Origin of the sequence: Pseudomonas sp. B21-054 (assembly GCF_026016345.1) — a bacterium.
In the GTDB taxonomy this organism is placed as follows: domain Bacteria; phylum Pseudomonadota; class Gammaproteobacteria; order Pseudomonadales; family Pseudomonadaceae; genus Aquipseudomonas.
Genome location: NZ_CP087204.1, coordinates 396,692 through 408,975 on the forward strand (window position 1 = coordinate 396,692; position 12,284 = coordinate 408,975).

Sequence of the window (12,284 nt, forward strand, 5' to 3'; positions counted from 1 at the left end):
ACCAAATACACGCTTTTAAAGGCCTGAATCGAAGATTGTCAGACAATTGTGCACTGCAATGTGGCGCCGAATATGGATTGCGACCTGTTTTGGTGCATGCAAAACCATCTGCACATTAACTGGTTAAACCTTGAGCAATTTCCGCTATAATCCGCGCCCCCCTTTTTCGGCTGGCCGTTCGCGCGCTGTTTTCATGAAACTAATCGTAAAAGTCTTCCCCGAGATCACCATCAAGAGCCGCCCGGTACGGATGCGTTTCATCCGCCAGTTGGCCAAGAACATCCGTACCGTGCTCCGAGATCTGGATCCGGTCGTGGTGGTGAACGGCGTGTGGGACAACCTCGAGCTGGAAACCCGCGTCAGCGAACCCAAGATCCTGAAGGAAATGACCGAGCGCCTGAGCTGCATGCCAGGCATCGCGCATTTCCTGCAGGTCGATGAATACCCGCTGGGGGATTTCGACGACATCCTGGCCAAGTGCAAGCTTCATTATGGTGACGCCCTGGCCGGCAAGATTTTTTCGGTGCGCTGCAAGCGTGCCGGCAAGCACCCGTTCAGTTCGATGGACGTGGAGAAATACGTCGGTAGCCAGTTGCGCCAACAGTGCGGTGCCGCCGGTATTTCGTTGAAAGACCCGCAGGTCGAAGTGCGCATCGAAATTCGCGACCAGCGGCTGTTCGTGATCCATAGCCAGCACAACAGCATCGGCGGTTATCCGCTGGGTTCGCTGGAGCAGACCCTGGTGCTGATGTCCGGCGGCTTCGACTCCACAGTCGCCGCCTACCAGATCATGCGTCGCGGATTGATGAGCCATTTCTGCTTCTTCAACCTCGGTGGGCGTGCCCATGAACTGGGCGTGATGGAAGTGGCGCACTTCATCTGGAAGAAGTACGGCAGCTCCCAACGCGTGTTATTTGTGAGTGTGCCGTTCGAGGAAGTCCTGGGCGAGATTCTCGGCAAAGTCGATAACAGTCATATGGGCGTCATTTTGAAGCGTATGATGTTGCGCGCTGCTTCACGAATAGCCGACCGCCTGCAAATCGATGCGCTGGTGACCGGCGAGGCGATCTCCCAGGTGTCGAGCCAGACGTTGCCGAACCTGTCGGTGATCGACTGCGTGACCGAGAAGCTGGTCTTGCGTCCACTGATCGCCAGCCACAAGCAGGACATCATCGACCAGGCCAACGACATCGGCACTGCCGATTTCGCCAAGCACATGCCCGAGTACTGCGGGGTCATTTCGGTGAACCCCAAGACCCATGCCAAGCGCGGGCGCGTGGAGCATGAAGAGAAAGAATTCGACATGGCGATACTCGAGCGTGCGCTCGAAAACGCCAGGCTGGTGCCGATCGATCGAGTCATCGATGAATTGGGCCAGGACATCCAAATTGAAGAAGTCGGCGAAGCGCTTGCCGGTCAGATCATCATCGACATCCGTCACCCGGACGATGCTGAAGACGACCCGCTGGACATCGCCGGCATCGAGGTAAAAACGATGCCGTTCTATGCAGTGAACGCGCGTTTCAAGGAACTGGACCCTACTCGCCAGTACCTGCTGTATTGCGACAAAGGCGTGATGAGTCGCCTGCATGCCCACCATTTGCTCAGTGAGGGGCATGCCAATGTGCGCGTTTATCGACCGAGCTAAGTGCCCGGGGCTGTTTGCCTGTGGCCTGCGTCACCGGCCCCCCGACGCCGCCGACAGGCTGTAACGGCTTTGTCGGACTCAACGTAAATCGCTGCCACGACCTGTCAGCACACCGAATCCTCTGATCGAGATACACAAGTGATCGAAAATCTACGCAACATCGCCATCATTGCTCACGTTGACCATGGTAAGACCACCCTGGTAGACAAACTCTTGCGTCAATCCGGCACCCTGGAGCGCAACGAGCTCAACGACGAGCGCGTGATGGACTCCAACGACCAGGAGAAAGAGCGCGGTATTACCATCCTGGCGAAAAACACCGCCATCAACTGGAACGGCTACCACATCAACATCGTGGACACCCCGGGCCACGCCGACTTCGGTGGTGAAGTAGAGCGCGTGATGTCGATGGTCGACTCCGTGCTGCTGCTGGTCGATGCCCAGGACGGCCCTATGCCGCAAACCCGCTTCGTGACCAAGAAGGCTTTCGAAGCCGGCCTGCGTCCGATCGTGGTCATCAACAAGGTTGACCGTCCAGGCGCGCGTCCGGACTGGGTCCTGGACCAGATCTTCGACCTGTTCGACAACCTGGGTGCCACCGAAGAACAGCTGGACTTCAAAGTCGTCTACGCCTCGGCCCTGAACGGTATTGCCGGTCTGGACCACACCCAGATGGCCGAAGACATGACCCCGCTGTACCAGTCGATCGTCGACGACGTACCCGCGCCGAAAGTCGACCGTGACGGTCCGTTCCAGATGCAAATCTCGGCCCTGGACTACAACAGCTTCCTGGGTGTGATCGGCGTTGGCCGTATTGCCCGTGGTCGCATCAAGCCGAACACCCCGGTCGTGGCGATCGACGCCGAAGGCAAGAAGCGCAACGGTCGTATCCTCAAGCTGATGGGTCACCACGGCCTGCACCGTATCGACGTTGAAGAAGCGGCAGCCGGCGACATCGTCTGCATCAGCGGCTTCGATCAACTGTTCATCTCCGACACCCTGTGTGATCCGATGAACGTCGAAGCGATGAAGCCGTTGACCGTCGACGAGCCAACCGTTTCCATGACCTTCCAGGTCAACGACTCGCCATTCTGCGGTAAAGAAGGCAAGTTCGTGACCAGCCGTAACATCAAGGAACGCCTGGACAAGGAGCTGCTCTACAACGTTGCCCTGCGCGTTGAAGAAGGCGATTCGGCCGACAAGTTCAAGGTTTCCGGCCGTGGTGAGCTGCACCTTTCGGTTCTGATCGAAACCATGCGTCGCGAAGGCTTCGAAATGGGCGTGGGTCGTCCTGAAGTGATCATCCGTATGGTCGATGGCGTCAAGCACGAACCGTACGAAAACGTGACCATCGACCTGCCGGAAGAATCCCAGGGCGCGATCATGGAGCAAATGGGCCTGCGCAAGGGCGACCTGACCAACATGGTTCCGGATGGCAAGGGCCGTGTGCGCCTTGAGTACAACATCCCGGCCCGTGGCCTGATCGGTTTCCGGAACGAGTTCCTGACCCTGACCTCCGGTGGCGGCATCCTGACTTCGATCTTCGATCGTTACGACGTGATGAAGTCCGGTGACATGTCCGGCCGCCAGAACGGCGTGCTGGTATCGGTTGCGACCGGCAAGGCCCTGACCTACTCGCTGGAAACCCTGCAAGCCCGTGGCAAGCTGTTCGTTGAACACGGCCAGGACATCTACGAAGGTCAAATCGTCGGCCTGAACAGCCGCGACAACGACCTGGGCGTGAACCCGACCAAAGGCAAGAAGCTCGACAACATGCGTGCTTCGGGCAAGGACGAAACCATCGCCCTGGTTCCGCCGGTCAAGTTCACCCTGGAGCAGGCGCTGGAGTTCGTGCAAGAAGACGAGCTGTGCGAAGTGACGCCGAAGTCCATCCGTCTTCGTAAGAAGATCCTGGGCGAAAGCGAGCGTACCCGCGCTGCCAAGAAAAGCGGTAACTGAGTTTCGACTTAGTTAGTGGCTGAAAAAAAACGCCCCTGATTGTGAGATCAGGGGCGTTTTTTTGTGCCTGGGGTTTGTGCGGAGCCTGTCAGGGCCCCTTCGCGAGCAAGCCCGCTCCCACAATGGATTTTCAGTGGACACAGACTTTGTGTCCGACATAGTTCCACTGTGGGAGCGGGCTTGCTCGCGAAGGCGATCGGCCAAACGCCGCAGAAACTAGCAGCCGATCAGAATTTGTCCAGCGTCCGCGGATTCCGCTCGCGCTCCACTTCCTTGGGCTTGTAGGCACAATACCCCGGCCGTGGCCCAATCCGCGGATGGTTGCGGCAGGTGTCCGGGCGTTTCTCATAAATGGTGCACAACCGGCTCTTGCGGTCCAGATAAAGGCAATCATTGTTGCTCATGCGCTGGAGTGTGAAAATTTCCGACTTCTGGTTATAGCGCTCGACGATCCCTTCCTTTTGCAGGCGCTTGGCGATGTTTTTTGGCGGGTCGCCCAGTTCGAACTCATCGACGATGCCGATGCGGATCAGGTCCTTGATCTTGGCCTCCACCGGCAGCGTGCAGCAGCTCGATACGCAGGAACCGCACATCGGGGCGGAGTACTTGGCCCAGGTATCGAGTCGGTCGATCTCCGCGGCGGCGATCAGGTTGGGCTTCATCATCAAGGTTTACCAGCATGCATCAGGGCGCGCGATCATACCGGGACTGGTGAATTTTTGAACGACCATCTGCCGGTTTTTTTTCATCCCCGCTAAAACGCTCCGGGACCGGCACGGCCCCTGCATTCATTCGCTCATCCGGCAATTCTCTGACGACGATTGTCCGTCACAGGGAAAAACCACCGAACCAGAGCCTGTGCCGTCTGTCAGACCGACTAGGCTCAGACAATTCCATGCTCGTTCGAGGTCTCATCAATGACTCAAGAACCACTTGTTCGCGAAGCCGAAGTCGCTGCTTTTCGCGATGCCGTGTTGACCAAACTCACTTATGCCGTTGGCAAGGACCCGGATCATGCGTTTGATCACGATTGGTTCGAAGCCATTGCCCTTGCCGCCCGCGACCACATGGTCGACCACTGGATGGACCACACGCGACAGATCTACCGCAAGGGCCAGAAGCGTGTCTATTACCTCTCCCTGGAATTCCTTATCGGTCGCTTGCTCTATGACAGCCTGAGCAACCTGGGCTTGCTGGACACGGCCCGTGAAGCCTTGACCGAACTGGGCGTGGACCTGGAACGCATCCGTCTGCTCGAGCCCGACGCGGCGCTGGGTAACGGCGGCCTCGGCCGGTTGGCGGCGTGTTTCATGGAAAGCATGTCCACCCTGGGTATCGCCGGCCATGGTTATGGCATTCGTTATGAACATGGCCTGTTTCGCCAGGCCATCGTCGACGGCTGGCAGCAGGAGCAGACCGAGCACTGGCTGGATTTCGGCAACCCGTGGGAGTTCGAGCGGCCAGAGGTGGTCTACCCGATCGGTTTTGGCGGCAGTGTCGAGACCGTGACCGATGAGGCCGGCAAGACCCGGCAAGTCTGGACGCCGGGCGAAACCGTGCGGGCCATCGCCTATGACACGCCGGTGGTGGGCTGGCGCGGTGCCAGCGTCAACACCCTGCGCCTGTGGCGCGCCCGGGCGGTGGAAGACCTGCACCTGGAACGCTTCAATGCCGGCGACCACCTGGGCGCGGTAGCGGAAGTGGCCCGGGCCGAAAGTATTTCCCGCGTGCTCTACCCGGCCGACAGCACCGAAGCCGGCCAGGAACTGCGCCTGCGCCAGGAATATTTCTTCGTCGCCGCCTCGTTGCAGGACTTGCTGCGTCGTCACCGCAACATGCACACCTCGGTGCTGACCCTGGGCGACCATGCGGCGATCCAGCTCAACGACACGCACCCGTCGATCGCCGTGGCGGAGCTGATGCGTCAACTGGTGGACGTCTACGACGTGGCCTGGGATGCGGCCTGGCAGATTACCCAGGACACGCTGTCCTATACCAACCACACGCTGCTACCCGAGGCCCTGGAAACCTGGCCGGTAGGGCTGATGGAGCGCATGTTGCCCCGGCACATGCAGATCATTTACCTGATCAATGCCCAGCACATCGATTCGCTGCGGGCCAAAGGCGTGCACGATTTCGACGTGCTGCGCTCGGTTTCGCTGATCGAAGAAGACAACGGTCGCCGGGTGCGCATGGGTAACCTGGCGTTCCTCGGTTCCCACAGCGTCAACGGGGTGTCCGGGTTGCACACGCAGCTGATGCGCAGCACGGTGTTCTCCGAACTGCATAAACTCTATCCAGATCGAATCAACAACAAGACCAACGGTATTACCTTCCGCCGCTGGCTGTTCCAGGCCAATGCCGAATTGACCTCGATGATGGTCGATGCCCTGGGTCCGAGCGTGCTCGACAATCCCGAGGAGCGCCTGATCGAACTGGAGCCGTTCGCCGACAAGCCGGCGTTTCGCAAGCAATTCGCCGAGCAGCGCCTGCACAGCAAGAAGGCCCTGGCGTACCTGATCCATGAACGACTGGGCATCGCGGTGAACCCGGCGGCGATGTTCGACGTGCAGGTCAAGCGGATCCACGAATACAAACGTCAATTGCTCAACCTGATGCACACCGTGGCGCTGTACCAGGCGATCCGCGCCGAACCGGAAGTGGACTGGGTACCACGGGTGAAGATCTTCGCCGGCAAGGCTGCCGCCAGTTACCACCAGGCCAAGTTGATCATCAAGCTGACCAACGACATCGCCCGGGTGGTGAACAACGACCCGACCGTGCGTGGCTTGCTCAAAGTGGTGTTCCTGCCCAACTACAACGTCAGCCTGGCCGAAAGCATCATCCCGGCGGCGGACCTGTCGGAGCAGATTTCCACGGCCGGTTTCGAAGCGTCGGGCACCAGTAACATGAAATTCGGCCTCAACGGCGCGCTGACCATCGGTACCATGGACGGCGCCAACGTGGAGATGCATGAGCGCGTGGGCGGTGAGCACATGTTCATCTTTGGCCTGACCGCCGAGCAGGTCGAAGCTCGCAAGCAAAACGGCGAATTCAGCGCCGCGCCGGACATCGCTGCGTCCCATCGCCTGAATGATGTGTTGCAGGCGATTCGCGGCGGGGTGTTCTCGCCGGATGATCCAATGCGCTACGCCGGGCTGGTGGACTCGCTGGTGGACTATGACCGCTTCCTGGTTTGTGCCGACTTCGACTCGTACTGGCATGCCCAGCTCAAGGTCGAAGAGCGCTGGCACGACTCCAAGCAGTGGTGGCGTTCGGCGGTGCTCAACACCGCGCGCATGGGCTGGTTCTCCTCGGACCGGACCATCCGTGAGTATGCCACCGACATCTGGAAAGCCCTGGAGTAGCATTTGCTGTAAGAAATGTGAGCGAAGCCCAACGGCGATTGGACTTCGTCGATATACTAGGCGCCAGTTTCGCCGGGCTGTGTGGCCGGACTCATTCATTGGCAGCGTCAACATTCCAATGTGGGAGCGAGCTTGCTCGCGATAGCGGTGTATCAGTCAACCTTTAGGTGTCTGTCATGCCGCTATCGCGAGCAAGCTCGCTCCCACAGGGTTTGGGGGGCCACTAGACTGATCCAGGCATCGCATCACCCCGGTTACGCCCGCAACGGGCCGCTTAGGGATATCGACCATGCAATGGATCTTGACGTTGTTGGGCCTGGCACTCGGCTGGGTGGTGGATGAGTCGTTCGCTGATGCGCTGATAGGCGCGTTGGTGGGGCTAGGCATTGCCCAGACGTTTCGCCTGAGTCGCCTTGGGGCCCAGGCCGCCAAGCAGCAAAGCCTGTTGCAGGAGGCTCAGCAGGACCTGATCACGCTGCAAGCGCGATTGTCTGTGCTCGAGCGCAACAGTGCTCCTGCGCCGAGTGATCCGGCGCCCGCGCCGGAAATCGTTGTGGCCCAGGCGCCCAAGCCCAAGCCCGAGGCTCGAACCGAGCCAGAGCTGGTCTGGGAGCTGCCGTCAGACCTTGAACCGATTTCCGCGATGGCTACTCAAGCCAGTCAGCCGCTGCCCGACGAGGTTTGGAGCTCTGCGCCAATCGCCCCGAGGACGGCCTCCCGCAAACCGGCTCCGTCGGAACCGGTGGTTGCTGAACCCGTTGCTCCCCGTGGCCCGAATCTGTTCGACCGGGCCGTGCTGGGCGCGCGCAACTGGCTGTTTGGCGGCAACACCGTGCTGCGGGTCGGCGTGGTCTTGTTGTTCCTCGGCCTGGCGTTTCTGCTGCGCTATGCCACTGAAGGCATGGTGGTGCCGATCGAATTGCGTTACGCCTGCGTCGCGGCCAGCGCGTTGGGCCTGCTGGGCCTGGGTTGGTGGCTGCGTCAGCGCAACAACAACTATGCGCTGATGCTGCAAGGCACCGGGATCGCGGTGCTGTACCTGACGGTGTTCGCCGCGATGCGCCTGCATCCGCTGCTCGATTCGAAAGCCGCCCTGGGCTTGCTGGTGGCCGTCACGGTGTTCTCGGCGATCCTGGCGGTGACCCAGAACGCCTTGGGCCTGGCCGCGGCCGCTGCGTTGGGCGGGTTTGCCGCGCCGATCCTGACCTCCACCGGCAGTGGCAACCACGTCGCCCTGTTCAGCTATTTCATCCTGCTCAATGCCGGCATTCTCGCGATAGCCTGGTTCAAGGCCTGGCGCCTGCTCAACCTGATCGGTTTTGTCGGCACCTTCGGCATCGGCTTCGCCTGGGGCATGCGGTCATATGCGCCGGAACTGCTCTGGAGCACCGAGCCGTTCCTGATTCTCTTCTTCCTCATCTACCTGGCGATTGGCTTGCTGTTCACTCGCCGCAAACTGTTGGAAATGAACGACGCTCCCGAGGACGACAGTCGGGACGCGCTGCTGCGTTGGTCGGCGCGCAAGGGCGATTACGTGGACGGCACGATGCTGTTCGCCCCGCCGCTGGTGGGCTTCGGCTTGCAGTTCGCGCTGGTGCAGCATCTGGAGTTCGCCGCGGCGTTCAGCGCCCTGGCCCTGGGCATGATCTACATGGGCCTGGCCCGCCTGCTGATGGGCGGCCGCGCGCTGTTGCTGGCCGAAACCTGCCTGGCCCTGGGAGTGATTTTTTCCAGCCTGGCGATTCCCTTGGGGCTCGACGCCCGTTGGACCGCCGCGGCCTGGGCCGTGGAGGGCGCGGGGATTTTCTGGCTGGGCCTGCGTCAGCAACGACCTTTCGCCCGAGCCTTTGCTTTGTTGCTGCAATTGGGTTCGGCGCTGGCCTTCCTCAGCGAATTGCGATCTGGCGAAAGCAGTCTGCTCGACGGCTCACCGTTGGGGGCGTTGATGCTCGGCGGCGCTTTGCTGTTCACTTTCTACCAACTACGCAAGGCCGTGCCTGAACACACGGCGGCTTGGGAGCGCCAAGGCCTGCCGGTGCTGGCGGTGCTGGGCTTGAGTTTCCTCTATCTGCTGGCACCGTTGTTCTTCTTCACCCACGGCACGGCCATCGCCTGGGCCCTGGCTGGATTGGCGACGTTGTTTGTCGGCCTGCGCCTGCAATCGCGCAGCTTCCTGTTCACCGCGTTCGCGGTGCAATTGCTCGGCGGCGCACTGTTCCTGTTGCGCTTGCAAGGCGCCGAGGGCGATTCGGCAGCGGTGTTCAGCGCCGGCTGGAGCGGTCTACTCAGTGCCTCGCTGATCGGCCTGGCGTTGATTGGCGGCATGTTGCTTGCGGCGCGCGACGACATGGTGCGCAACGATGTCCGATTGCTGCGCGGCTTGTCGGTGGTGCTGCTGGCGGGGCTGGTGCTGATCAACCTCGCGGTGCTGTTCGTCCTGCCTTGGCAAACCGCGAGCGGTGTGTGGGCGGCCAGCGGTCTGTTGATCATCTGGCTGAGCCTGTACCTGAAGCAGCGCGTGAGCTTTGTGTTTGGCCTGCTGTTGCAACTGCTGGGTGGCGCGTCGTTCCTGATGGCGGGGCCAGCGCTGCTGGGGCCGCTCAATGCCGAGGACTTGCGACCCCTGGCCCACAGCGGATTCTGGACGCCGCTGGTGCTGGGGTTGGCAGCGCTGGTGGGCGCATGGCGCCTGCAACGGGCGCACGCTGCGCAGGAGTTGGACGCCTTGAGCTTGCAGCGCCTGTCCGAGCTGTTGCTGATCTGGGGCGCGGGTTGGTGGGCGCTGGCGTGGGTCAGCGAAGTGCTGCGTTTTGCCCCGGCGAACCTGCAAGGCAGCTTCCTGTTGTTGATCGCGGCTATCAGCGTGGCGGTGTGGAGCGTTTTGTCGCTGCGGTTGAAATGGCCAGCGCTGGGACTGCTATGCACCTTGTTGATCCCGGCGGCGGGCTGCGTACTGGTGGCGACGGGGCACAGCCACTATCATCCGGCCGCGAATTTCGGCTGGCTGGCCTGGCTGGCGGTATTTGCCGTGCATTTCCTCTCGCTCAAGCGCCTGGCGCCGATGCTGCCGGCCCGGGCGCGCAGCACGGCCCACGTACTCGGTTGCTGGTTGCTGATGGCGGTGTTGATGCTGGAGCTGCGTTACGGCCTGCTGTTGCTGTCCGAGCAGTACAACGCTTGGCGCTGGCTGGCCTGGGCGATCCTGCCAGGTCTTTATCTGGTGCTGATGGCCACGCCGCGTACCTTGCCATGGCCGGTTTCGGCACAACCCCGGGAATATCGTGTCTATGCGGCGGCGCCCATGGCGCTGTTGATGCTCGGTTGGTTCTGGCTGACCAACACCTTCAGTGATGGCAACTCAGAGCCACTGCCTTATGTGCCGTTGCTCAATCCCTTGGAGCTGGGCCTGCTGTTTGCCTTGTTCGGTATCTATGTGTGGGCTCGCAACGCCGTGGAGCAATCGACGAACGGCTGGAATCGCGTCGGGCACATCGCCCAGTTGATCGCCGGTGTGTCGCTGTTCGCGTTTTTCACCGCCCTGGTGATGCGCACGGCCCATCAGTGGATGGGGGTGCCATACGAGCTGGACGCGCTGCTCGAGTCGATGTTCGTGCAGGCCGGGTTGTCCATTGTCTGGACCTTGATCGCCCTGGGCCTGATGATCGGTGGGCATCTGCGCCATCGTCGTGAAGTGTGGCTGATCGGCGCGGCGTTGATTGCCGTGGTCGTGGCCAAGCTGTTCTTTGTTGAATTGAGTAACCGTGGCGGTCTGGCGCGGATCGTGTCGTTTATCGGCGTGGGCGTATTGCTACTGGTGGTGGGCTACTTCGCGCCGCTGCCGCCAAAACGTCCGGAAACGGCCGCCGAGGCCGAGCCGCCGATGCCTGTCAGTGAGGGAGTGTCATCTTGAGTCGCACGTTGAGTCGGATCGGGCTGGGAGTGGTCGGGTTGTGGGTGGCGTTGTCGGCCACGGCCCAGGAGCAACCGGCGGACTTCACCCATCAGGTGCCATTGTCCTTGAGCGGCGAGGGGCCATGGTATCGCCTGCCGTTGCCACTGGACGTGCAGTTGCAGGCGCGGCAGACCGACCTGAGCGACCTACGCGTCTTCAACGCCGCCGGGCAGGCCCAGGCCTACGCCTTGGTGCGCGAGTCGGCCCAGAGCCGGGAAAACCGCACCCTCACCGACGTGAAGTGGTTCCCGCTATACAACGCCGCTGACGACAGCGAGCGGGCGCCCAGCGTACGCGTGCAGTCGAACGCCAATGGCACACTGGTGGAAGTCCAGCCATCGAGTCGGCTCGAAGCGGGGGAGGAGGAACTGCGCGGTTGGTTGCTGGATGCCAGCGCGATCAAGGCACCGTTGCAGCAGTTGGTCCTCGACTGGACCAGCGAGCGCGACGGCTTCCAGCGGTTCACCATCGAAGCCAGTGACGACTTGCAGCACTGGCAATCCTGGGGTGAAGGCCAGGTGGCGCGCTTGACCTTTGCCGATGAGCGGGTCGAGCAGCATGAAGTGAACCTGCCGGGGCAACCGGCGCGCTATCTGCGGTTGCTGTGGGATTCGCCGTCCTCCGCGCCAGTGCTGACCTCGGCCCAACTGCACAGCGCCAGCCGCGAAAGCCTGCCGTTGCCGTTGGTCTGGTCGCAACCATTGGCCGGCAGCACCACGAAGGCCGGTGAATACACCTGGCAGTTGCCCATGGGGCTGAACATCGAGCAAGTGCAGGTCGAGCTGAGCCAGGCCAACAGCCTGGCGCCGGTGACCCTGGCCGGGCGCCGTGAAAGCAGTCATCCGTGGCAGCCGATGGGCAGTGGCTTGCTGTATCGCCTGACCCAGAACGGCCAGGATGTGCTGCAAAACCAACTGCAACTGTCCGGCCAGACCGTGCAGCAATTGAAGCTTACGGTGGACGAGCGTGGCGGCGGCCTGGGAACCGAAGCCCCGACCCTGCGCTTTGCGGTGCGCCCGACCCAGGTGGTGTTCCTGGCGCGCGGCGAAGGGCCCTACAGCCTGGCGTTGGGCAGCGCGACGGTGAAAGCCGCCAGCTTGCCCTTGACGACACTGGTGCCCGACTACAAACCGTCGCGCCTGGCGACGCTGGGGACGGCGACGGTGAACGGCGCGGCCACGTCGACGCCGGCTGCGACCCCTGCAACCGCAAGCGTGCCTGCGACGGTCGATACCAACTGGAAGAAAATCGGCTTGTGGGCGGTGTTGCTGCTCAGCGTGCTGTTCCTTGCGGCGATGGCGTTCAGCTTGCTGCGCAAGCCGCCGGTCAAGAGTTGAGGTGACTTCATCGCGAGCAT

At 61.6% G+C, this 12,284-nt stretch carries 6 protein-coding genes; 5 read left to right on the forward strand and 1 reads right to left on the reverse strand.

Annotation, left to right across the window (positions count from 1 at the left end; all coding sequences use genetic code 11):
• Nucleotides 1-193: 193 nt before the first annotated feature.
• Both thiI and typA read left to right on the forward strand, forming a co-directional pair.
• Nucleotides 194-1,648, forward strand: a complete 1,455-nt coding sequence (gene thiI / locus LOY70_RS01790; RefSeq protein ID WP_265032805.1) for a tRNA uracil 4-sulfurtransferase ThiI — start codon at nucleotides 194-196, stop codon at nucleotides 1,646-1,648.
• A gap of 138 nt (nucleotides 1,649-1,786) precedes the next feature.
• Nucleotides 1,787-3,607 (forward strand): translational GTPase TypA, encoded by a 1,821-nt coding sequence (gene typA, locus LOY70_RS01795; RefSeq protein ID WP_265032806.1) that lies wholly within the window; start codon nucleotides 1,787-1,789, stop codon nucleotides 3,605-3,607.
• Between the two features lie 227 nt (nucleotides 3,608-3,834).
• Here the strand turns inward: typA and LOY70_RS01800 are convergent, their stop codons facing one another.
• A complete protein-coding gene (locus LOY70_RS01800; RefSeq protein WP_025211360.1) occupies nucleotides 3,835-4,272 on the reverse strand; it encodes a YkgJ family cysteine cluster protein in 438 nt (145 codons plus the stop codon).
• 252 nt (nucleotides 4,273-4,524) lie between these two features.
• Here LOY70_RS01800 and LOY70_RS01805 point away from each other — a divergent pair, with 252 nt between their 5' ends.
• The 3 genes from LOY70_RS01805 (at nucleotide 4,525) to LOY70_RS01815 (ending at nucleotide 12,264) form a co-directional block, all read left to right on the forward strand.
• The gene (locus tag LOY70_RS01805; protein ID WP_265032809.1) at nucleotides 4,525-6,975 is read left to right on the forward strand and encodes a glycogen/starch/alpha-glucan phosphorylase; all 2,451 of its coding nucleotides are present in this window, start codon (nucleotides 4,525-4,527) and stop codon (nucleotides 6,973-6,975) included.
• A gap of 289 nt (nucleotides 6,976-7,264) precedes the next feature.
• Nucleotides 7,265-10,885 carry a DUF2339 domain-containing protein gene (locus LOY70_RS01810; RefSeq protein WP_265032811.1) on the forward strand — a complete coding sequence of 1,207 codons (3,621 nt, stop codon included), beginning with the start codon at nucleotides 7,265-7,267 and terminating at the stop codon, nucleotides 10,883-10,885.
• Nucleotides 10,882-12,264 carry a DUF3999 domain-containing protein gene (locus tag LOY70_RS01815; protein WP_265032813.1) on the forward strand — a complete coding sequence of 461 codons (1,383 nt, stop codon included), beginning with the start codon at nucleotides 10,882-10,884 and terminating at the stop codon, nucleotides 12,262-12,264. The genes LOY70_RS01810 and LOY70_RS01815 overlap by 4 nt, the downstream gene beginning before the upstream one ends.
• Nucleotides 12,265-12,284 lie beyond the last annotated feature (20 nt).

Bases quoted from the DNA above. Each gene is read 5' to 3' on its own strand.
- thiI (WP_265032805.1), top strand. From the start codon at position 194: ATGAAACTAATCGTAAAAGTCTTCCCCGAGATCACCATCAAGAGCCGC.
- LOY70_RS01800 (WP_025211360.1), bottom strand. From the start codon at position 4,272: ATGATGAAGCCCAACCTGATCGCCGCCGCGGAGATCGACCGACTCGAT.
- LOY70_RS01805 (WP_265032809.1), top strand. From the start codon at position 4,525: ATGACTCAAGAACCACTTGTTCGCGAAGCCGAAGTCGCTGCTTTTCGC.
- LOY70_RS01810 (WP_265032811.1), top strand. From the start codon at position 7,265: ATGCAATGGATCTTGACGTTGTTGGGCCTGGCACTCGGCTGGGTGGTG.